17 protein-coding genes are annotated in these 23,292 nt (G+C 62.6%); 14 read left to right on the forward strand and 3 right to left on the reverse strand.

The annotated features are described in order from the left end of the window. Positions 1–239: 239 nt before the first annotated feature. A complete protein-coding gene (locus tag EV147_RS16910; RefSeq protein WP_130392372.1) occupies positions 240–2,360 on the forward strand; it encodes a TonB-dependent siderophore receptor in 2,121 nt (706 codons plus the stop codon). Between the two features lie 66 nt (positions 2,361–2,426). On the opposite strand, the gene EV147_RS16915 is transcribed toward EV147_RS16910, so the two are convergent. After that, complete coding sequence (locus EV147_RS16915) at positions 2,427–2,780, reverse strand: DUF883 family protein (RefSeq protein ID WP_130392373.1); 354 nt, start codon at positions 2,778–2,780, stop codon at positions 2,427–2,429. A gap of 357 nt (positions 2,781–3,137) precedes the next feature. Here EV147_RS16915 and EV147_RS16920 point away from each other — a divergent pair, with 357 nt between their 5' ends. From EV147_RS16920 to EV147_RS16960, 9 genes are all read left to right on the forward strand, one after another. Further along, entirely contained in the window at positions 3,138–4,424 is a 1,287-nt protein-coding gene (locus EV147_RS16920) for a DUF3304 domain-containing protein (protein WP_157994698.1), read from the forward strand. Beyond that, a complete protein-coding gene (locus EV147_RS16925) occupies positions 4,421–6,790 on the forward strand; it encodes a type VI secretion system Vgr family protein (RefSeq protein ID WP_130392375.1) in 2,370 nt (789 codons plus the stop codon). The genes EV147_RS16920 and EV147_RS16925 overlap by 4 nt, the downstream gene beginning before the upstream one ends. A 1-nt stretch (position 6,791) precedes the next feature. Continuing rightward, positions 6,792–7,670, forward strand: a complete 879-nt coding sequence (locus EV147_RS16930) for a DUF4123 domain-containing protein (protein WP_130392376.1) — start codon at positions 6,792–6,794, stop codon at positions 7,668–7,670. A 7-nt stretch (positions 7,671–7,677) separates the two neighbouring features. Continuing rightward, the gene (locus EV147_RS16935; RefSeq protein WP_130392377.1) at positions 7,678–10,497 is read left to right on the forward strand and encodes a T6SS effector BTH_I2691 family protein; all 2,820 of its coding nucleotides are present in this window, start codon (positions 7,678–7,680) and stop codon (positions 10,495–10,497) included. Next, a complete protein-coding gene (locus tag EV147_RS16940; RefSeq protein ID WP_130392378.1) occupies positions 10,498–11,508 on the forward strand; it encodes a DUF6708 domain-containing protein in 1,011 nt (336 codons plus the stop codon). A gap of 90 nt (positions 11,509–11,598) precedes the next feature. Beyond that, positions 11,599–12,606, forward strand: coding sequence for a DUF6708 domain-containing protein (locus EV147_RS26275; RefSeq protein ID WP_130392379.1), 1,008 nt, complete (start codon positions 11,599–11,601; stop codon positions 12,604–12,606). Between the two features lie 25 nt (positions 12,607–12,631). Continuing rightward, positions 12,632–12,880: a PAAR domain-containing protein gene (locus EV147_RS16950; protein ID WP_130392380.1), complete on the forward strand. Its 249-nt coding sequence runs from the start codon at positions 12,632–12,634 to the stop codon at positions 12,878–12,880. Positions 12,881–13,022: 142 nt separating this feature from the next. Continuing rightward, positions 13,023–14,126 carry a hypothetical protein gene (locus tag EV147_RS16955; protein WP_235844787.1) on the forward strand — a complete coding sequence of 368 codons (1,104 nt, stop codon included), beginning with the start codon at positions 13,023–13,025 and terminating at the stop codon, positions 14,124–14,126. Continuing rightward, positions 14,123–17,545 carry an ImcF-related family protein gene (locus tag EV147_RS16960; protein ID WP_130392382.1) on the forward strand — a complete coding sequence of 1,141 codons (3,423 nt, stop codon included), beginning with the start codon at positions 14,123–14,125 and terminating at the stop codon, positions 17,543–17,545. The genes EV147_RS16955 and EV147_RS16960 overlap by 4 nt, the downstream gene beginning before the upstream one ends. 54 nt (positions 17,546–17,599) lie before the next feature. Here EV147_RS16960 and EV147_RS16965 read toward each other — a convergent pair whose 3' ends face one another. Next, positions 17,600–18,598: a Bug family tripartite tricarboxylate transporter substrate binding protein gene (locus tag EV147_RS16965; protein WP_130392383.1), complete on the reverse strand. Its 999-nt coding sequence runs from the start codon at positions 18,596–18,598 to the stop codon at positions 17,600–17,602. A 13-nt stretch (positions 18,599–18,611) separates the two neighbouring features. Continuing rightward, positions 18,612–19,709, reverse strand: coding sequence for a porin (locus EV147_RS16970; RefSeq protein WP_130392384.1), 1,098 nt, complete (start codon positions 19,707–19,709; stop codon positions 18,612–18,614). Positions 19,710–20,000: 291 nt separating this feature from the next. On the opposite strand from EV147_RS16970, the gene EV147_RS16975 reads away from it, so the two are divergent. The 4 genes from EV147_RS16975 to EV147_RS16990 all read left to right on the forward strand — a co-directional run bounded on the left by EV147_RS16975 (position 20,001) and on the right by EV147_RS16990 (position 23,280). Then, positions 20,001–20,891 carry an alpha/beta fold hydrolase gene (locus tag EV147_RS16975; protein WP_130392385.1) on the forward strand — a complete coding sequence of 297 codons (891 nt, stop codon included), beginning with the start codon at positions 20,001–20,003 and terminating at the stop codon, positions 20,889–20,891. 222 nt (positions 20,892–21,113) lie between these two features. Beyond that, entirely contained in the window at positions 21,114–21,419 is a 306-nt protein-coding gene (locus EV147_RS16980; RefSeq protein ID WP_407923248.1) for a recombinase-like helix-turn-helix domain-containing protein, read from the forward strand. 30 nt (positions 21,420–21,449) lie between these two features. Next, complete coding sequence (locus tag EV147_RS16985; RefSeq protein ID WP_130392387.1) at positions 21,450–22,505, forward strand: aromatic ring-hydroxylating dioxygenase subunit alpha; 1,056 nt, start codon at positions 21,450–21,452, stop codon at positions 22,503–22,505. Then, positions 22,498–23,280, forward strand: coding sequence for an SDR family oxidoreductase (locus tag EV147_RS16990; protein ID WP_130392388.1), 783 nt, complete (start codon positions 22,498–22,500; stop codon positions 23,278–23,280). Before EV147_RS16985 ends, EV147_RS16990 begins: the two co-directional genes overlap by 8 nt. The last annotated feature ends 12 nt before the right edge of the window (positions 23,281–23,292 follow it).

Raw genomic sequence — 23,292 nt, forward strand, 5'->3', positions numbered from 1 at the left:
CCTGCCGGTGCTGCGCCGTCCATGTGCTGAACTATACCGAGCGGCCCCGGCTGCAGAGCGGCCTATCGGTGTCATAGTTATTCAAATTTATTAAACGCATGGCGGATGCGGTCGCTAGTGCGGCTTTGTATCGCCAATGAGACAAACAGACAGTGGTGGCTGCAAACAGTAATAATTCTCAATTACTATGCGGCCCTTTCTTCTCTCAACTGCGGGTTTTCCCGCATGCCGCTGCCGCAATGTTTCCCCGCCGCCGTCCCCTCGCCATCGCCGCCCAATCACTGTTCGTCTCCGCCTTCGCGCTTCCGTCCCTGCCGGCCTTGGGCGCCGAGGAACCCGCCGTGACGTCGCTGCCCTCCGTAACGGTCAGCGCGGCCGCCGACCAGTACGTCGACGTGGGCTTTGCCACGCGCCGTCCCGCCGGCGTCAGCAAGTCGGGCGAGGCGGTGGCGGACACACCGCAGTCGATCACCGTGATCACGCGCGATCTGATGGACGGCCAGCAGGCGCAGAGCCTGGGCGACGCCCTGCAGAATTCGGCGGGCGTGGTCACCAACGTGTATGGCCGGCGCGGCTGGGACGATTTCATCATCCGCGGCCAGCGTGCGTCGGAATCGCTGTTTGCCGATGGGCTGCTGGTGGACACCAACAACCGTGTGTCGCAGGAACTGTTCGGCGTGGAGCGCGTGGAAGTGTTCAAGGGTCCGGCCTCGGTACTGTTCGGCGCCGTGCAGCCAGGTGGCCTCGTCAACATGGTCACCAAGCGGCCGCGTCCCGAACTGTTCGGCGAACTGGGCCTGACGGTAGGCAACTACGGATTCCGGCAGGTCACGGCAGACGTCGGTACGCCGCTGAAGCCCGGCAGCAAGGCCGCCTTCCGGCTGACCGCGCTGGCCATGGACAGCGACGATCCCACCGACTACGTCTGGTACCGCAACCGCTACGTGGCGCCGTCCTTGACGCTTGATCTGGGCGAGCGCACCGATTTCACGATCCTGGCCAGCCACAATGACCGCCACTATGTGCGCCAGCAGGGCTTGCCCGTGAACGGCACGGTGGTGCCGAACATCAACGGCGTGGTGCCCAATTCGCGCTTCATCGGCGAGCCCGGCGCCACTCCGTATGACGGCGAGCAGAACCGCATCGGGTATGCGCTGACGCATCGGTTCGATTCGGGCTGGACGGTCAACCAGAACCTGCGCTACCAGACGTCGTCGCTGACCGGCATGTTCGTCACGGCCGGCGCCATGGCGCGCAACAGCCAGTTGCTGGCGCGCGGGGTGACGGACCAGAGCTTCAAGGGCGACTCGTTCGGCGTGGATACCAACGTGCAGAAGACGTTCGCATTCACCGGCCATCAGCACAGCCTGACCTTCGGCGTGGATTACCGGCATACCAAGGAAGACCGGCTGCAGAAGACGTGCCGCGTGGGCGCGCTCAACGTCTACAACCCGGTCTACGGCGCAGCCATCACCTGCCCGGCCGGCTTCAACACCGACTCCACCGATTCGCTGAATGCGCTTGGTCTCTACGTGCGCGACCAGGTGCGCGTGGCCGACCGCTGGACGCTGACCGGCGGGCTGCGCTATGAGACCGCGCGCTCGGCGTCGCGCAACCATCTCAATGCGTCGCGCGTCGATACCGACGACAATGCCGTGACCGGCAGCGCGGCGGTCATGTACGACCTCACGCACTGGGCGCGTCCGTACGTGAGCTTCGCCACGTCGTTCCTGCCGAACGCCGGCACCGATGTGGCCGGCAACCCGTTCAAGCCGGAGAAGGGCCGTCAGTACGAGATTGGCGTGAAGTTCGATACCCCGGGCAAGGCAGGTCTCGTGACGCTGGCCGCGTTCGACCTGACGCGCCGGAACGTACTCAGCAGCGATCCGGTCAACATCGGATTCAACGTGGCCGTGGGCGAGCAGCGCAGCCGCGGGTTCGAATTCGAGCTGATGCAGGACTTTGGCAATGGCTTCAGCGTAACCGGCGCCTATGCCTATATCGCAAGCGAAGTGACCGAGGACACTACCACCTCGTACGTCGGTCAGCCGCTCAACAACGTGCCACGCCACAGCTTCTCGATGTGGGGTCAGTACCGTTTCCGGGGAGCGCTGGCGGGATGGTATGTCGGCGCCGGGGTGCGTGGCGAGAGCGCCAAGCGTGGCTATAGCTACGGCTACACCGTGCCCGGCTACACGGTTGCCGATTTCGGCTTCGGTTACACGGCCACCCATTGGCGCGCCGCGTTCAATCTCAAGAACGTGTTCGACAAGCAATACTACGCCAGCGGCCTGAACAACAACGTGCTGCCCGTGGGCAACCCGCGTGTGGCAATGTTCAATGTCGTGCTGAACTACTGAGCGACGCCACCAAGGCCCCGCGCCTGTCGGTCCGGCAGGCGCGGGGTCTTGCACTACGTCTGGCGCTCAGTCGTAATGGCTGCGGCCCGGACGGCACAGCAACGCGCCGAGCAGGAAGCCGATGCCGAGCGCCATGCCTACCGCGCGCACCGGTTGCTCGTGTACGTATTCGGTCACGCACTCCTGGCCCCGCGCGTAGCTATCGGTCACGGAATGCTTGATCGACGCCAGCTTGTCCGAGCCTTGCGACGCCTTCGAGAGGAACGTCTGCTTGGCGGATTCGATGGCGTCGCCGGTCAGCGTCGGCAGCTTGGCAAGCAGGTCGTCGAGGTCCTGGGCAAGCTGGCGTGAATCGGCCCGGAGGCGCTGCTGTGCGCCGGCCGGGTTGATGTCGTTGGGATCATACGGATCATTGGGCATGAGACCTCCGGTTCTGAAACGGGTTGGCAACTTCCTGCCCTGCGCACGAACCGTACCAGCGACGCCCGCACGCCTCGACGTGGCTTCCTGCCCCGAACGCTTTCCACAGGCCGCACAAAGTTACCAACGCTTGTAACTTTCACTCCGTCTCGGATAGGCCTTCCTCGTGGCGTTTGCTGCGCTTCTGGAGCGGCCTACAACGCCTGCCCACGCGTGTACACCGGAGAAAATTGATTTCCCGGCTTTTCTGATCACGGGTGGGGAAGCCTCCAAATGGGACGTTCTCGGCAATCCGGAATCGGCGTAAGGTGCTGCCCCGCAGGTAGTCCAGTGACGCCGACAACGGAGCAGCAGCCGATGACCAAGCCCAACACCCATGTCGCCGTGGCAGGAGCACTCGTTCTGGCAACGATGCTGCTGGCCGGCTGCGAGGGGTCCTCCTCCAGCGCCGCCGATGGCGGACTGCGCCTCGCAGGTTATAACTACACGCCAAACCGGCTCAGCCGATTCGTGATCACCGACGACAACGGCAATCAGTTGGCAGCCGACGCCGACCTGCCAGCCGGCGCCGGCGCTGGCCGTCTGGGCTGCTGCCTTCCCTTGCAGGGCACGACGTTCACCGTGCAGTGGGAGGTGCACGACACTGACGAAGCCATGCGCCCGGTGGACGCCGATGCACCGGTCAGGACGATCCAGAAAACGGTCAGCGTCGAGGTGCCGCCGTCCACTAGCAGACGCCCCGGTCAACCTCGTGTCCTCGGCCTGCACTTCCATCCTGACGACCGCGTCGAGGCGGAGTTCCGGTCGGATTCGAGCGGAATGCGGCTCCACCATGCCGTCGGCGCCTGGGTGCGCAAGATCGAGGCCGTGCGGCAGTTTCGTCCCGATTTCTTCGAGGAACTGGCTGAGGCTACGCTGCCGGCCGACCATGGGGCCGCCTATGCGCTGCCCGACCTCATCGATGGATACCGCGAGGTCGTGCCACGCGAAGAGATGCCCGCCAGCCATGTGAAGAAGCACGCTTTCGTGCGCTGGCTCGCCGTTCGCTACCAGGAGCCGGACTTTCGCAGGACGGTGACGGAGCCAGCCGACGAGGCCATGCGCCTGCATCTGGAGCGTACGCAGGAAATACGGCTCGCACAGGAAGCATTCGATGCCGAACGCCGGCGTGTTCCCGCCGATCATCAGGCGCTCGGCCAGGCATCGGCCCGGCTGCGCGCCGCACGCGAGGCGCAGGACATGGCCCTGGCGTACACCGCCACCGAGGTAACGCGGTCCTCGGCCCTCGCTCAAGGCCGCGCGGGCGAGGATGACGACGAGCAGATGAGCCGCCGCGCAATTCTGGTCGGGCTGAAGGGAGCGATCCACCGCCTCCGCCAGTTGGAAAGCGAAGTCCTGGCGAGTGGCGAAGGACAGCAGTTGGATTCCGAAAGTATCGCGCTCGTCCAGGCGTGGCACGACGGCGTGGAAGGCAGGAATCCGCTGCCGGAGCCCGTCATGGCCCTTTTCGACCTGCTGGTGCGGGACGCCATGCTGGCCGTCTCGCTGGACAGCCTGGGACTGGTAGCGCCGCGCCTGCAGGCGAGGATCGGCGCCATCGCGTCGCCATTGGCCTCGGACCATACGGGGAGCGAGGGGCGATGACCGATAGCATGATTGCGCGCAGAACCATGGCCGACCGGCTCCCGAGGGCCGTGACGGGCAGGCAGGCGTATCACCTGGAGGTGGTGGGAGCGGGCCATGCTGCCGAAACTTCGGTGGTGTCGTTCGAGGCGGAGGAGCGGTTGGGCGAGCCTTATCGCGTCAAGGTGAAACTCACGTGCCCCGGCGAACTGGAACGGCACGATTATCTGAGGCACGACGCCACGTTCAGGATCGATCCCGGCGATGGTTCGGAGCCACGCGAGTTCTCGGGCTTCATCTTTCGCTTCTCCAAGACCGGGCATACGCACGACTTCTGCGCTTACGAACTGGAACTGCGGCCGAAGGTGGCGCTGCTGGCGCTGACCAAGGCCAGCCGCATCTATCAGAACCAGACGGCACCGCAAATCATCAAGGCCATCCTGCGTCGCCATAACCTCGAACCGCATCAGTTCGCCTTCAAGACGCGTCGGGAATATCCGGAGCACAAGTTCCGCCTTCAGTACCAGATGTCCGACTGGGACTATATCCGGCTGCTGATGGAACAAGAGGGGCTGTACAGCTATTTTCTTCCTGGGCAGTACGGCACGGTGTTCGGCGACGTATTCGTCATCGCCGACGACATCGATCACTACCTCTACAAGCCAGAGTTGCGCGTTCCCTACCGTGAGACCGCTGGGCTGGAAGCCGGGATCGAGACGGTGTTCGAGATCCAGACGCACGTGCACACCGTGCCCGAGTCGTTCCTCGTCGCAGATTACAACCCCGGGCATGCCTACGAACGCCTCAAGGCCGAGGCCAACGTCGCGCGCAAGGAAAAAGGCAACTACGGGCAACCCTACGTCTATGGCACCCATCATCTCGATACGGCGGGCGCCCGGTGGGAGGCGGGGTTGCGTCACGAGGCGGCCATGGCGGGGCAGATCGTCTACGAGGGGCAGACCAACATCCTGGGCCTGCGGCCTGCGCGCATTCTTCGGTCCGACATCGAACTGCCTGATGCGCCGGACGGGCAGGTCGTCACCGAGGTCATCCACACCGGCGCACGCGATCAGGCTTATCGCAACACTTACAAGGCGATTCCTTCGGGACGGCGTTATCGACTGCCTATCGACGAGGCCAAGTGGCCGCGCATGTCTGGAACACTGAGCGGGCGCGTGACCTCTCCGGGCGGCTACAAGTATGCCTACCTGACGCCTCAAGGCCACTACGTAGTCAGGCTGGACCTGGATTTCGACGAGTGGCAGAAGGGCACGGAAAGTGTGCCGTTGCGGCTGGCGAAACCGTTCGCCGGCGCGCGGCAGACCGGCTTTCATTTTCCATTGCTCGACGGGACCGAGGTAGCGGTTGCGTTCCGCGATGGTGATCCCAACAAGCCCTATATCGCGCACGCGCAGCACCACAGCCAGCACGAAGACCTGATTGTCGGCCGCGACGGCTGGATGTCCCGCAACGTCATCCGCACGCAGTCGAACAACAAGTTGCGGTTCGAGGATTGGGAGGGCCGGGAAGGGATCAAGCTGTCCACGGAGCACAGCGGCAAGACCCAACTCAACATGGGCTACCTGGTCGACCATCGGGTGAAGCAGCGGGGCGAGGGCTTCGAACTGCGGACGTCGGGGTGGGGCGCTATCCGCGCAGGCCGGGGATTGCTTGTCGCCACGGACGACCGCGAGAAGGCCAGGGGCATGCAGCTCGACATGCAAGAAGCCATGGCGCAGCTTGGTGCCGCCCAGACCCGGATGGAGCAACTCGCCAATGCCGCCAGTGCGGCGAAGGCAGACGCTGCCGATGCCAAGGCGATGAACAGGGTTCTCCAGGATCAGATCAAGGATCTCCAGCAAGCGGTCATGGTGCTGAGCGCCAATGCGTCGATTGCCTTGGCCACGCCGGAGTCCATCCAGCACTGCGCTGGTGGAAACCTGACGCTGAGCGCAGGCGACAGCGCCGACGTGGGTGTACTGCGCAAGTTCACCGTCGCAGCAGGCGAGGCTATCAGCCTCTTCGCGCAGCGACTGGGGATCAAGCTGTTCGCCAACCAGGGCAAGGTCGACATCCAGGCGCAGAACGATGCAATGAACCTTGCTGCGCTCAAGGACCTCACCATCACCAGCACCGACGGCAAGCTGGTTCTCAGTGCAAAAGACGAGGTGTGGATCGGCGCCGGGGGCTCATACATCAAGATCAACGGCAGCCGAATCGAGAATGCCACGTCAGGCGATATCCTGGAAAGGTGCGCGTCGTGGGACAAGGCATCGCCCGGATCGCAGCGTGTCACAGCGTCACTGGCCAGTCCTGCGGCAGGCTGCGCGATCCGTGGTGAACAGGCCAACGACGCGAACGCCGCGTTGATGCGCGCGGGAGTGTGACATGACGATGCATCTCCCGCCAGATACGCCAGACATCTTTGATATCCCGGCCTTTCCAGCAGTCCGCTTCGCGGTGATCAACGCAGCCCAGGTCTCCCCCAAATACTGGAGCGATCTTCCTTCCCAGCGGATTGTTCCGGAGGCTTTCCGCGATCAATCAGAATTGTTTCCCATCCTCGTGGATCTCGACGAATTGGACGAGACGCAGCGCGCCACCGTGCTGCATCGGGAAGCGGTCTGTGCCGAGACGTCTGACAAGCCCTATCAGATGGCTTTGCTCGATGCCCCCGGTACATCCACATCGGTCGTCACACATCTGTCGCGGCGCATGGTGGTCCGACAGGAGAAGGGCCAGGATGACATCCTGCGGATCCATGACCCACTCGTGTTTCGCCACCTCCGATGGCTGCTCTCCACTGACCAGCTGGATAGTTTGCTCGGACCGATTGACACCTGGCATTGGAGGGAGCCCGGCGGCATCTGGCATTCGCATTCCCGAGATGCGGATCAACCCAGCATTCGCCCTTTGCGGTTGACGCCGGTTCAGTGGTCCTCCTTGCTGCGCATGGCAGACCTGCAACTGGCGATACGCACGTTGGCGCGAGTGGACGCCAACCACGCCTATCGCATCGAGACGGCCCGGCAGCTCGATCGGTTGCTGGCCGACGCCCAGTCCATCAAGGGCCTGGACGATCGGCAGGACCATATCGTCCTTGCGCTACAGGCCCTGCGATTCGGCCGTTCGATCCATCAGCATCCGGCGCTGGTGCAGCGTCTGGCCATGGCCTGCGGTGGAACGACGACCTATGTCTCGGCCTGTGCGGACCTGGATGACACCCATCTGCAGGCATTCGCCTCCGATCTCGAACCAGCGCAATAGAACCATCATGACCAAAGCAAGCATCGACGAATCCTCATGTCCATTCTGTGACAAGAAAGGCCTGCCGATCCTACCCGTGCGCTATGCCATTGCCCGAACCGATCGGGGCAATGCACCGGGCCTGCCGCCGGGCTTCGGCGAGGGCGTAGCTGCCATCACGCTGCCGGACACTGCCCGCTACACGCTACGCCTGCTGCGCAGCGGCTTCCTGTACACCTTCGATGAACGTCGCAAGGAGTGGCGATCCTATGTCGTCAACGATCAGGGCTATCTATACGAGTTTGACGCGTATGCGAAGGCGCCACCTCTCGTGGGCGACAAGACCTTCAGTGAGGCTTGCAGGATCAAGGCAGACCCGTACAAGGCGCGCTGTTTCACCGTGAAGGATGCCGCCACGGCGACCAAGGTCTGGATGGGATTCAGTGACGTGGCCTGGACCCCCGACGTACTCGAGGAATACACGGCGGCCATCCTCGGCAGATCGACCAGGAGCGATGCAGACGAACGCAGGAAGTCCTTGCAATGCATGGATGTAGCAGCGTGGAGAGGTGGCAAGGGCGTGCCGCACATGGCGACGTTTGACGAGCTCAAGCACGTGGCGGAATTCGTGGCGGACGGCGCCGCGCTGCAGCGGGACACGCACGAGTACATCAAGCATTTCTTGCCGCCGCCGTACACGGATCCGGACGACTTGCGCAGAACGGATGAAACGAGCAGCAAGGCTGCCGATTTGTTGTCGCCTATGGTCCAGGATCTATTGTCGTCCGGCGTCGACAAGGCGCGCACCGAAGGACGGATCGACTGTGCAGCGTGGAAGTTCTCGGTGCAACCCCTCTGGCTGACTTCGAAAGAGACGCCATCGCTGATTGCCTGGGGTAAAGAGCAAGCCGGGCAACTCCGGCCCGCGATGTTTGGCGTGCTCGATCCGGCGGGGCTGGCCGCTGACCTCAATGGACTGGCCATCCAGCGTGGTATCGAGTTTACCGATTCCCGTGATCGGCGCTGGAAGTTCGAAACCGCCAAGCTGATCGGCGCTCTCAAGCAGGCCATCGGCAACGGCGCAGTCGAAGCAAGGAAAACTTCTGCAGGGTTTCTCTATCGGAGCTTGATGGAGCCATCTTTCGACAATCCCGGCGCCGCTTTCATGCCGACTTCGATGCGCAAGCGCCAGGAAGAGCTTGCTGCAGAACTGGAGCGAGACGCGCTACGCCGCATCGACAGCCGCGCCGGCCAGATTGCCGAGGAAGCATGGGCCAGCGACTACGAAACCCGCCTCAAGGCAGATAAGGCATCAGGTTTGCAGTGGAAAAGCTATCAAACGGTCTACCAGTTGGACCTGGAAGTCTTCTCCAACAACATCCTGATGCCCCTTGATCGAGCATTCGTGGACTGGCTTGGCCATCCATCCCTGGCTCGCGTCTTCAAGTTTCACTACGACACGAAGGATCTGCGTAGCGGTGAGTCCTATCTCGAGCTTGTCCATTCGCTGATCGCAGAGGCTGGAGGCCGTCAGAAGGCTGCCGCGTGGCTTTTCGAGCAGATCGAGCGCGATCCCACTGAATCCGACGCCTGGCTGGTTCGTTCGTTCGTCATGAACCAGGAACCTCTCACCCTGGCGTGGAAACAGAACGCCATCGACAGCGCGGCCCAGTCCGCAGCGTCGTGGGCTGTGGCCGCCGAGAAGTTCCATGAACAGTTGAGGAATTACCTCACATCGGGAAGAACGGCGGGTGCCGACGACAGCTACTTTGGCAAGCTCGACAGTCTGCTCTATCAGGTGGCAGGGCCCATGGTTCAAAGGCTGAGTGCTGAAATCGACAAAGGGCTGGCAGCGTCACTGCCCACCCGGATGCGAATGAGCTTGCTGGTCTCCGTCGCGAAGGCTCGCAATCCCGACCTCATGGTGGTGGATCTACGCAGCGAAATGACGCGCCAACAGCGCATCAGGATGGTGTCGGCGTTGCTTGCGTCGATCGGCGGCGGCAACGAGAACCGATACCGCAGCGGCGTGCGTGCCGTGCTCGACTTGGCAGCCGAATCGCAGGGCGTTCGTCGTCCCATTCATGCGGTGCTGTTGATCGACAAGGCAATGGCTGAGGAGTTGCTGACGGGACAGAAAGGCAGCGCGTTGAAGGTCGGAATTTCCCAAGTGGTCACACACAGCCAGTTCGACGCCGCGGTGCAAGCTGGTATCGGCAAGGTGTTCGATCTGGAGGTAAAGGCCGGGGTCGTGCAGATGATTCTGTCGGCCGTCACGCTACGTCTGGCGTACGGCGAGATGAGCCAGGCCAGTGCTGACGAGAAAAACCATAAGGTCGCGAACTTTGCCGGCGGGGTGGTCGCGCTGGTTGGGTTGATGAGTGCGGTCGTGGGTAAAGCACTGGAACAGACAGCTTGGGGGGCGAGTCCGTTGTCGAGGCCCTTTTCTTTCCTTGGAGTTGACTTTCGAAGCCGATCCGGTTGGTTCGTTGGAATTGGAAGATTGCTTGGGGCGTTAGGCGGCGCTATTGGCGGGGCGTTGGTTGTTCGTGAAGGGGCGGAATGGTTTTCTGGAAACCATCGCGTAATAGGCGGCACGCTAATTGTCGCCGGTGTCGTATCCGTGGCGATTTCAATTCTTGCCATCGCATCCGCAGCTGGTGGGCCTATCGGAATTACCGTCGGCTTAGTCATCTGCGTCGTCATGATCGTGGTGGCGTGGCTGACTCCAAACAAGATCCAAGCGTGGCTGGAGCAATCCCTGTACTTCGGAAAAGGACCCAGAAAGTTCTTTGACGGTCCCTTTTCGCAGATGAGCGCGCTCAATGAACTTTCCATAGGAGCTTAGATGTACAAGGGATGGACCATACCGTTCAAGATCAACCGCTTGCTGACACAAGAGGAACGCGACCAGGCACTACCGCGAGACGGTGCGCCGGTTGCGCGTCCGGAGCAACGGACTGCATTGATCGCCATGAACTCGACCTATCTTGACTGGATCGATCGTCGTTTTGTTTATCGAGGAACGATGCTTACTTTCGTTTCGACGTTAGCGATTCTGTTCATAGTCCCGTTTTCCATATATGCAAATATCACGGTCTATCAAATTAGAAATGAGGAGGAATACTGGTGGCTATTATTATTGATGGGGCTGCCGGTGTACATCATATATGGGTTGCTCGTAAAACTCACTTTGCGCGGTGAGTACTTTTCCTACACCTATTGGCCAATTCGGTTTAACCGCAAAACCCGGACGGTTCACGTCTTTCGCCACAATGGTTCCGGAGGCACGCTCTCAGTGCCGTGGGACGAGATTTACTTTCACATCGGCGTAGGCGGTAAGCAGTGTCCGAAGGCCACGTATATTTGCGGACATGTTCTCGATGGCGACATCGTCAAGGATACCTTCGCACTTGGTCATGACACGCCCAAGGATGAAAAACGCGTGCTGCTCGAAATGTGGGAATTCATACGTTGTTACATGGAGGAAGGTCCAGAAGCTGCTGGCCCGCATCCGCTCGATCGCTACATCAGTTTGTCCGTTACGCCATCGCTGTACAACTGCCACATCATGATGCACACGTACTACGTTGGTGGCTTCCCATTGATCGCGCGGATTCTTGCCTATCCTTTCGTCCTGCTCTATACGGCCACACGTTGGCTCGTATTGCATACGTGTCGTAGGCCGGTGTTCCCGCCGGATGTCGAAGCGGCATGCCAAGTTGAGTCGGACGATCCCAATGTCTGGCCTGTCCCTCGCCGCTGCGCGGAGTTTGCCGATTCCGTTCCGGGCCTGTGGGAGCACGCCATGGACAAGGAGCGGGCGCGCAGAAGAGAGCAACGGCCGTTTGGCAAGTAGGGGCTATCGAATCGTTTGTTTCGGCGCGACATATCGATCGACCGTAGCGATGGCATGAGTGCGCTCGAAGAACTTGGCAAAGGAGCTTAGATGTACAAGGGATGGACCATACCGTTCAAGATCAACCGCTCGCTGACACAAGAGGAACGCGACCAGGCACTACCGCGAGACGGTGCGCCGGTTGCGCGTCCGCAGCAACGGGCTGCATTGATCGCCATGAACTCTACCTATCTCGACTGGATCGACCGCCGCTTTGTTTATCGAGGAACGATGAACACATTCCTTGCGACATTGACGGTTTTGATGATGATTCCCGCTCTTATAGTATTGAACTGGATGGGTTATTCGATCCGGGATGATGAGGAATATTGGTGGACCGTGTTCTTGATGATTGTACCGATATACATAATATTTTGGTGCATTGTTAAGCTTACTCTGCGCGGCGAGTATTTCTCTTACACCTACTGGCCAGTTCGGTTTAACCGCAAGACCCGGATGATTCACGTCTTTCGCCACAATGGAGCCGGAGGCACGCTCTCAGTGTCGTGGGATCAGGTGTACTTTCACATCGGTGTGGGCGGCAAGCAATTTCCGAAGGCCACGTATATTTGCGGACATGTTCTCGATGGCGACATCGTCAAGGACACATTTGCGCTCGGCCATGATGTGGATGACAAGCGCGCGCTGCTCGAAATGTGGGAGTTCCTTCGCTGCTACATGAATGACGGCCCTGAGGCCGCCGGCCCCCATCCACTCGATCGCTATGTAGAGTTGTCAGTGATGCCGTCGCTGTGCAACTGTTACATCATGCTGCACATCTACTATTTAGGCAGCCTTCCATTGATCGGGAAGATCCTCGCCTATCCGTTCGTCCTGCTCTACACGGCGACCCGCTGGCTTGTCTGGAAAACCTGTCGTGAGCCGGTCTTTCCACCAGAAGTCGAAGCAACGTGCCAGGTCGAGCGGGATGATCCAAACGTCTGGCCTGTTCCCCACCGCTGTTTCGATTTTGCCAACTCGGTTCCCGGCTTGTACGAGTACGTCGTGAAGAAGCATCAGCGGGCACGCAAGGCAGAGCAGCAGCCACTCGGCCACTAACGACTTTCGACGAGGAAACACCAAGATGGATTTCATCCGCCTCGGAGACACGACGACCGGCGATGGCGTTGTCATCAGTGCATCGGAAGCAATGATGTACGACGGGCGCAAGCTAGCGCGCAAAGGCGACCGGGTTACCTGTATGAAGCATCCGCGGGTCAACCCCAATGTCATCATTGAAGGCGACGCATCCATGAAGGATGAAGGCATACCGCTCGCTCGGCACCTGTACCGCGTCACGTGCGGTTGCCAGGTCATTTCCAGTCTTTGCTGAAGGGGCTGCGATGCCGGTCGTACTGCCACCGACTCCGCAGGTAACTCTGCCCAGGTCACCCAATCGGTATGTGTGGACGGCCGTGTTCATTGCCGTGGTCGCTGTCGGCTCCGCGCACGCACTGTGGACCTGGCCTGCGGACATGCAGAGCCGTACCGCATGGTTCTGGGTACGAGTCCTCGTGTTCCCGACGCTAGCGGGGATGGGGCTGTTCGGTCTCCGCCTGATGTACTTCGAGCAGGAGACCGAGCGGCTGAAGGCCGAACAGGCCCAATGGCAGAAAGATCATGCCGAGGCTGTCCGCTTTGCCCAGGAGCCGCTCGCAGTGGTCGACTTCGCCTATCTCTGTGCGTTCGGCGCATACGATGCTTCTGCGCGCATTACAGGCGGCAACAAGCTACTTCAGTCGCAGATGCCGGTGACGGAGGGTGTTGCCGTTCGCCATACGGCACTGCCGACGCTGGAAGGTCCGCTGCGTGCCGATCGCTTTGCCGCTGGGTTCGTCGATCTGCTGGACCGGCTCGACGGTACGATACATACGCTTTCGCACAGCATTCCCCTGGAAGTCTACTTGCAGCTACCGGAGGACATCGACCAGAACGAATTGCTGGAGAGATGGCAGGCTTGCTGGACCAGGTTTGGTTATCGTCCCGTGCCGACCATTCTGCTCTCGCCGGAGCAGAACGTAATGGAAACGGACACATGGCTCGATGCCCACGGCGGCCCGGCGCTTGAAAAATTCGCGCTGTTTGTTTCCATTCAATTGCATGTAACACCGCCGCAAAACAGTACGGAAGCCGCCGTCGCGGTGCTGCTGGGCTGGACGCCGCTGGCGCAACGCAAGGGGGTGTCCATCCGTGCGCTATGGCACCGTCCGGCTGCAGCGCAGGAGCACATATTGCGTGACGCGATGTCGACAGCGCTGCAATGGGGCGATGCAGAAGCGAAAAAGGTGGCCGACATCTGGCAAGCGGGGCTTTCCTCAGCGGAGAAGAGCGCCGTGCTCAAGGCGTCATCGGATCTGGAACTTGCCGCATCCAAGTCTGACGGCTTGTCTGGTGTCCACGATATCGACCTGTCTTTGGGCAACGCTGGCTGCGCCACCGCATGGCTGGCGGCTGTTCTTGCGGTCGAGCGGGCCGCGCAGACCCGCATCCCTCAACTTGTGGTCACTCGGCAGCAAGGGTTACAACTCGCCGTCGTGCAACCCTTACCGGCTCCTCACGCAGTCGAGCATCGACCATGAAGCTTTCAGGTTATTGGATCATCATCAGCACGGCCACGCTGGCTGCTGCAATCGTGGCATGGTTCCAGGGTGAAGCCGTTCACGCCTCTCCTGAGGTGCGCGTCCTGATAGTCACACTGGTGGGGGTCGTGCTGCTTGCATTGCGCGCCCCCCTGTCAAGCTGCTGGCGTTGGATGGCGCGGAACGCCCGTCACAAGGATACGGGGCGCCCGAGGCGGGATGCGTTGGCCCGTGTCGGGGAGGCAAGACAATCGGATATCGCAAACCAGGCGTGGCAGAAGGGCCTGACAGAGGCGTTGAAGGATGGATTTGGCTGGCGTTACCGCCAATCCTGGCTGCTTCTCATCGGGGACAACGCCACTATTCAGCGCCTGCTCCCGGACGTTGTCGAACACGGCTGGTTGCAAACAGACAACGCCGTACTGTTGTGGAATGGCGCTGGCGAGTCTGGCCAACCCGACCCCACCTGGCTCAACCGCCTCTACAAACTTCGCCGCCGCCGTCCCATCGATGCCGTCGTGCTCGTCACCGACAGCGACAAGGACTTGCCCACGCAGCTCCGGGGTCGCGATTCCCATGGCATCCGTCTCGCGCGGATTGCCGAGTCGTTGCGATGGGCCGCGCCGACCTTTGCATTGGAAGTAGGATCGAACCATGCGTCATCCACCTTCGATGAGCCATTGATCTATTGCGAAGTGCCGCGCGGGAACGATGCGTATGCCAGCGAAGCCGCGTTGCTGAACCTGCGCGATCAACTCATGCGCCGCAGCCTTGCGCAACTCCCGCAGACGCCGCGGGAGCGGTACCTGGGCGAGCTGTCGCGGCGGCTGGACAGCCGAGGCAAGGTGCTGGCGGAGTGGTTCGCAGGGCTGGCCAAGGCAGCACGTATGCAGTTGTCGCCAAGAGGCGTGGCATTCGTGCCGGCGTTTACGGTCAGTGGTCATCAGGGGAGCCAATCGCCGGTGTGGCAACGCCTTGCCGATAGCGCACGACGTCAGCCCGGTCGTCGAACGATTTGGCATCCGCTGACGATCGGTGCGTGGTCGCTTCTGGTGGTTATCGGCCTCTGGACGACCGGCATGGTGGTCTCCGGCCTGCGCAATCATGTTGACCTGCGGACGGCACAGGATGCCGTGAGGGCCATCCAAACCGCGCCAAACGGGGCGGTGCGTCTCAAGGCGCTGGACACGCTGCAGCAGCAGATCCTGCGTTACGAGTATCGCCTGCAGAACCGCGCGCCATTGTTCACGCGATTTGGCTTGAATAGCGATGCAGAAATACTGGCTGCGTTGTGGATGCCCTATATCACGGCCAGTCGCGACATCGTGGTACGGCCTGTGGTGCAGGAACTGGAAGCCGCACTGGTCGATTTGTCGCAGTTGCAGACTACCGGAATGAACGATGAGGCCAGCAAATGGGCGCTGAAGGGGCACAGCACACTCAAGGCTTACCTGATGCTGGCGTATCCCGAGCGTGTCGAGGCAGATTTCCTCGCGCAGCGGATGGCGGAGCACTGGTCCACGGAGGCCAGGATTCCGCCCGGACAGAAGCAGGATATGGCCGAGCGCTTTGGCACGTTCTATGCGGAACATCTGAAAGCAAACACTAACTGGCGCATCAATGTGCGCGAAGAACTCGCGAGTGGCGCACGTCAAACGCTGCTGGCCGTGATCGGCGCGCGCAATGCGGTGGATACGATCTACCAGCAGGTTCTCGATGAAGCGGGAAGCAAGTACCCGGACCAGACGCTGGCGTCGCTGACACCGGGTGCGGACCCGCGCGGGCTGATCCGCTCTACCGGCGTCGTGCCAGGTAGCTTTACGCGGCAGGCGTACGAAGGCTATGTGGAAGGCGCCATCGAGAAGGCGGCAAAGCGCCAGGATGTGGCGAATGACTGGGTGCTATCCGATGGGAACCTGCAACAGGGCGAGCATTCGCGCGAATCGGCCGAGGAATTCCGTGAGGTGCTGACGGGGCGGTACTTCGCCGACTACGCCGAGCACTGGCAGCGATTCATGAACGGATTGCAGTGGCAGACAGTGCGAACGCTCCCCGAGGTCGTCGATCAACTCAAGTTGATGGCGGATGCGCGGCAGTCACCTGTCCTGGTGTTGATGAAGTCGTTTGCGTATCACGGTGGCGCCGGTGCACGCAAGGATTCGCTCGGAGAGGCGCTCGTGGCCAGGACCCAGGGCGTCTTCGGGGCAAGGAACGCTGCGCCCGAAGCGGTGCGGCCCGACCCGGCGGGACCACTGGCGGCATCGTTCGGGCCGGTGATGCGTCTTACGGGGCAGTCCGGCCAGCAGGGCGGCGGTAGCGGCGATCTGAGTTTGCAACGCTATCTGGACCGCGTTACCACCTTGCGCTTGCGGCTGCAGCAACTCACGCAGAGCACGGATGCCAATATGCAGGCCCGGCAGATGGCGCAGTCGCTGTTCCAGGGGAGAGGTTCCGATCTGGCCAACACGCACGCCTATGCGGAACTCGCGGCAGCGAGCGTTGGCGCCGAATGGGCTGGCATGGGCGAGACGCTGTTCGTGCGCCCGATCGCCCAGGCGGAGCAATCGGTCTTGCAACCGGCGCAGGCCAGCTTGAACGAGGCATGGCGCCGATCCATCGCGCTGCCATGGAACCGTGCTTTTGCGAGCCGCTATCCGTTTGCGAACACGGCCAATGATGCATCGCTCCCGGAACTGGCCCGCTACATTCGTCCACAGAGCGGGCTGATCAATGCGTTTCTGATAGCCGAACTGGCCGGCGTGCTGACGCTGCAGGGCGATCAGTGGGTGCCCCTCGGCAGTGGCAAGCAGGGGCTGCCATTCGACCCGGCTTTCCTGAAGTTCATTAATAAGCTGCAGCGCGTTGGCGCACACATGCTGGTGCAGGGCGATCCACAGTATCGATTCGAGCTCAAGCCGGTGCCCACGCCCGGTCTGACCCACACGCTACTGACGGTAGACAACCAGAAGCTGCACTACTTCAACCAGCGTGAGACGTGGCAAACCATGACCTGGCCGGCGAGTAACCTGCAGGAACCGCGTACATCGCTGCAATGGCGCACGCATACGGCGGGGACGAACAAGACGCACGAGACCGAAGGGGTGTGGGCGTGGGTGCGCATGCTTGAATACGCCCGCGTGAAACCCATCGACAGTGCTATCGTCCAGTTGACGTTCCAGGCGATGCCGGACGGGGCTAACGCAGGATCGGGCAATGATGTCAGTGCATCGGCGGAAGAAGAAAACGATCCGGGCAGTTTGCTGCCTCGCACCGCTAAGCTGCCCGGCCCTTCAAGCATGGTGTATCCCATCCGCTATCAAATGCGCTCTGCCGTTGGACGCGGTCCGCTGGAGGCACTGGAATTGCGCAACCTGAAGATGCCGGAACGGATTTTCGCATCCAAGCCCGCAGCATCATAAAAAAAGCCCGGCACATCATGCCGGGCTGCAGTACTACCAAACTTCAGGTCCGATTCAGTCGGCCTGGATGCCAAACTCCTTCACCAGCTTTGCATAGCGCGCGTAATCCGCAGCGATCAGCTTCTGCAGCACTGCGGGTTCGCCCCCGACCGGCGTGACGGCGATGGTTGCCATGCGCGCCACCACGTCCGGTTGCTTCAGGATCTCGTTCACATGTCCGTTGAGCAGGCGGACGATTTCCGGCGGCAGGTTCTTCGGGCCCAGCAGCGCCTGCCACGCGCTGATCTCCACATCCTTGTAGCCAAGTTCGGCCAGCGTCGGCACGTTGGGCGCGAACGGGGAGCGCTTGGTATCGGCCACGGCCAGCGGCAGCAGGCTGCCGTTGCCGACGTACTGGGCCACCGCGCCGTAGGTGACGTAGGTCATCGGCACCTGTCCGCCAAGTACATCGACGATGGCCGGCGCCGTGCCCCGGTAGGGCACCTGCGACAGCTTCACGTTGGCGGACTTGTTGAACAGTTCGCCCATGATGTGCATCGGCGAGCCATTGCCTGGCGTGGCGTACGTTTCCACCTTGCCGGCCTTGGCGCGTGCCACGAGGTCGCTCATCTTCGTGATGCCGCTGTTCTTGTTCACCACCACGAACAGCGACTGGGTGCCGAGTTCGGCAATCGGGGTCAGGTCGTTGAGCACGTCATAGTTGGCGCCCGTGCCGGCCTTGAGCACGAGCGGGGCGATCGACACGGTGTTCGGCGCCAGCAGCAGCGTGTAGCCGTCGGCGGCGGCGCGGGCAACGTAAGCGCTCCCGATCGTGCCGGCGGCTCCGGTGCGGTTCTCCACGACGACCGACTGCTTGAGGCGGGTGGAGAGCTTTTCGGCCAGCAGGCGGGCCAGGACGTCGGTGTCGCCGCCGGCCGGGTAGGCCACGACGATGGTGATCGGCTTGTTCGGATAGCCGTTCTGCGCCATGGCCGGCGCGGTGGCGAGCAGGGCGGCGGTGCCGACGGCCGCCCCGATGGCGGCCAGGACGATGCGGCGGAGAGTGGATGTCATGTTGCCCTCTTGCTTAGAAAACGTGCTTGACGCCAACCATCGCGCCGAACTGCTGGCCGCCCGGCTTCGTATTGGCGCCGGCCTGCGCGCCGCTGACCGAGAGCGTCAGGTTGCCGTCGTTGTTGATGTAGCCGGCCGTCGCGTACACGGCGGTGCGCTTGCTGAAGTTGTACATGCCACGCACGGCGTACAGCATCGATTTGTTGTCGCTGTTCTGGTAGTTCAGGTAGTAGACCTGGCCGGACAGCGTAAAGGCCGGCGTCAGGTCGTGCGCCACACCAATGTAGTAAAGCTCCGAAAGCGGCGTGGCGCTGGCCTGGTTCTCGCGGCGGATCACGCCGGCGCCGATCTTGGTCCGGTCGAGCAGGACATAGCCCGAGAGCGACGCGCGATCGTCGCGCAGGCTGCTGCTGGTCAGGCCACCGAATGCGCCGGGGCCCCCGCGCTGCGAATCGTAGGCGGCGTAGACGCCCCACGTTTTCGTATCCCAGCCGACCATGGCCGACCACTCGCGGCACTGGCTCTTGTCGGCCGGATTCTCGCCGGCGCAGTTGGTGCCAGCCGGGCTCGGGCCGGCGTTGGCCACGTCGCGGCCGAAGCTGTAGGTGGCGCCGACCTGCAGGCCGCCGAAGCTGCCCTTGTACGCAACGGAGTTGTCAGCCCGTGTATTGGGGATGTAGCTGTCGAGCGAGCCGGAGCCGAATGCGTTCGGACCGAGGATGTCCGGGTCGAGCACGGCCCAGAACAGCATCGTGTACTGGCGGCCGAACGACAACTGGCCGTACTTGCTGGACTGCAGGCCGACCAGTGCCTGGCGTCCGAACAGCCGGCCGCCCTGGTTGGCCGTACCCGAATCTGGCGCGAAACCGCCTTCGAGCACGAAGATGCTCTTCAGGCCGTTGCCAAGATCTTCGGATCCACGCATGCCCCAGCGCGAAGGCACGGTGCCGGTCAGGGTATTCATCCGCACCACGCTGTTGCCGGCGGCGCCTACGTTGTTGACGAACTCGACGCCGGTGTCCACCACGCCATACATGGTGACGGACGACTGGGCGGTTGCCAGCACGGGCGCGGCGGCGAGCAGGGCTGCCGCATACGTTGCGATCTTCATCTACCGTTTCCTTCTCTAGTCTTGTGGGCTCGTGGGACGCTTCCGCGCGGCAACGGTATGGGGGCCGCCACGTCTGTCGTGTTTCATTAGTAAAACAATGAACTACATAGGAAACGTTCGGACGAAATATAGGCATGCAAGGTGCGCGACGTAGATCAGTGCGAACCCTAGTGAGCAGCGGCAATGACGGTAGTGCGTGGCATCCGCGGCCTCCCTGTTTACCCTGATGCCAAGCGGCTATCGCCCGGGCCTATAGTCGAGAGGTTTTATTTGCGGACTACGATTTCATATATGGAACAGAATGTGCCCAACGCGCCAGGCGGTCCGGCCCCCGGACGGCCAGCCGACTTGTTGTCCGCGCTCGATACCCATTTCGCCGAGCGCGAAGTGGTTGTCGGTGACGGCGTGCGGGTGGCCTGCCGGGTGGGTGGGACACGCGGCCCCGTCATCGTTCTGCTGCACGGCATCAGCTCCGGCGCGGCGTCCTGGCTGCCTTGTGCAAGCCTGCTTGCTGCCAGCGCACGCGTCATTGCCTGGGATGCGCCCGGTTATGGACGTTCGACTCCGTTGCCGATGGCCGTACCGACGGCACACGACTACGCCGAACGCCTGGAACAGTTGCTGGACGCGTTACGCGTAAAGCCCGACCTGATCGTCGGCCACTCGTTGGGGGCGTTGATGGCCTCGGCCTATGCCGCGCACGCGAGCGAGGCAATGCAGCCGGACCGGTTCCTGCTGCTCAGTCCGGCACTGGGCTACGGCGCGGCGGGCAAAGAAGAGAAATCCCGGGAAGTGGCGCGGCAACGGATCGAAGCGCTGGAAACCCTGGGCGTCGACGGCCTGGCCCAGCGCGGCCCGGCCCGGCTGTTGAGTCCGGCAGCGACTGCCGACGCGCGGGCATGGGTCAGTTGGAATATGGCCCGCCTCAATGCGGACGGGTATCGCCAGGCCGTCGCCTTGCTGTGTGGCGATGACATCGGCCGCTATCTGCAGGAGCGCACGAAACCGGTAGAGATCGGCTGTGGCGCCGAAGACATCGTGACCACGCCGGCAGCTTCCGCGGGCCTCGCGCAACGCTTCAACCTGCCGTTCCACGCCATCCCCTCGGCAGGCCACGCCTGCTACATCGAACAGCCACACGCCGTTGCGCAGGTGGTGCGCGGCGCACTGCTGCCCGCCTGACCCCATCTATGCGCCTCATGCTGGCCGGCAATCGGCCAGCGGTGCGCGCTTCAGGGGTTAACCCCAGTCTATTTTTGAACCGTCGTTGTCTATAGTCGTACCTGTGTTCAATATTTAAACTCGTGTTTCATAGGTAAAACGCACGCAGCGCGGACCGACTGGAAATGCGATAGCCGATTGAGCCAGCCGTCCCACACAAAGCAAGCCATGGAGCAAAGCGCAATGGAAAGCCTCGCGTACAACCCGAACCTGGTGCCCTGGGAGCGTCCCGCACCCAACAACGTGGCCGGCAAGGGTCATATCGAGAAGCCGGGCCATGTGCCCAACATCGTCTGGCAGACGCGCGCCGCCGCACCCACCGCCTACGAGAACGCGCTCGGTGATGCGCTTGAAGCCGCCTTCGAGGGTGGCGCGAAATCCCCGGAAGACATCGTGCGTGCGTTCAACCGCGCGAACTTCCTCGGCGCCGATGGCCAGCCGTGGACCGAGGCGGGCTTCCTCGCCGAAATGCGCCGCCTCGGCGCCTGAGCTTCGGCCTTCCACACAGCGAGACAAGACATGGAATCGAACAAGCAAGCACGCGCCGAAGCGCGCCTGAACAGCGGCCTGCGCAACTACTGGTATCCGGTGGTGGCGTCGTGGCAGGTCAACGCGGCGCCGATCGGCATCACGCGGCTGAGCCAGAACATCGTGGTGTGGCGTGACAGCGCCGGCAAGGTGAACGCGCTGGAAGACCGCTGCCCGCACCGTGGCGCGCGCCTGTCGATGGGCTGGAACCTCGGTGACCGCGTGGCCTGCTGGTACCACGGCGTGGAAGTGGGCTGCGACGGCCAGGTCAAGAGCGTGCCGGCCGTGGACAACTGCCCGCTGGAAGGCCGCACCTGCGTGCGCAGCTACCCGGTGCAGGAACTGGCCGGCGCCATCTTCCTGTGGTTCGGCGACCGCGCGCCCACCGACGCCGATGCGCTGCAACTGCCCGAGGAGCTGGTCAGCGAAGAACACAGCCACTTCCTGTGCGTGGCGCAGTGGGACTGCAACTACCGCTATGCGATCGACAATGTCATGGACCCGATGCACGGTGCCTACCTGCACGCGGTGTCCCATTCGATGGCCAGCGGCGAGAAATCGGCCGTGATGCAGGTGGTGGAAACCGAACACGGACTGATCTTCGAGAAGACCGGCCAGCGTGGCGTGAACTTCGATTGGGTGGAGTTCGGCGAGACCGGCACGATGTGGCTGCGCCTGTCGATTCCCTACCGCGACAAGGCCGGCCCCGGTGGCCCGTTCGGCATCGTCGGCATCGCCACCCCGATCGACGAGGAGCACTGCATGGTGTACTTCTGGCGTACCCGCCATGTGCAGGGCTGGGAGCGCGACGTGTGGCGTTTCCTCTATCGCAACCGCCTCGAAGGGCTGCACTGGGACGTGCTCGAACAGGACCGCGTCGTGCTCGAATCGATGGCCCCGCAGGCGCGCGACCACGAAATGCTGTACGCCCACGACGCCGGTATCACGCGTGTGCGTCGCCTGCTGAAGCGTCGCGCCGACGCCGAAGTGGCCGACCAGCCGGTGGCGATGCTGCAACCGGTGTCGGGAGCCGCGACCCATGCCTGATTTCGTGTCCGACAAGCCAACCGCCGGCCTGCTGGCGGGCCGCCGCGTGCTCGTCACGGGCGCCGCACGCGGGCTGGGCCTGGCCTTCGCCACTGCGATTGCCGAAGCCGGCGGGCGCGTGGCGATGGCCGACATCCTGGCCGAGCGTGTCAACGAATCGGCCGCCGCGCTCCAGGCGCGCGGACTCGACGTGGTGCCGTTCCAGCTCGACCTGAACGACCCGGCCTCCGTACAGGCCTGCGCCGCCGCCGCGATCGAAGCGCTCGGTGGCCTCGACGGCCTCGTCAACAACGGCGCAGTCACCGATTCCGGCGGCCGTGACCTGACCGCGCTCGACGTGCCCACCTGGGACCGCGTGATGAACGTGAACGTGCGCGGCACGTGGCTGATGACGGCGGCCTGCACGCCGGCACTGCGCGCCAGCGGCCGCGGCGCGGTGATCAACCTCGCGTCGGACACCCCGCTCTGGGGCGCGCCGAACCTGCTCGCGTACGTGGCCAGCAAGGGGGCGATCATCGCCATGACCCGCTCGCTGGCGCGCGAACTTGGCGACGCCAGCGTCACGGTCAATGCCGTGGCGCCGGGACTGACCCTGGTGGAAGCCACCGAATACGTGCCGCAGCACCGGCACGACCTCTACCGCAACCAGCGCGCCATTCCGCGCGAACAGGTACCCGATGACGTCTGCGGCGCCGTGCTGTTCGCGCTGTCCGACCTCGCCCGTTTCGTGACCGGCCAGACGCTGGCGGTCAACGGCGGCTTTGTCATGCACTGAACCCTTCGATCC

It is taken from the genome of Cupriavidus agavae (assembly GCF_004217045.1).
In the GTDB taxonomy this organism is placed as follows: Bacteria; Pseudomonadota; Gammaproteobacteria; order Burkholderiales; family Burkholderiaceae; genus Cupriavidus; species Cupriavidus agavae.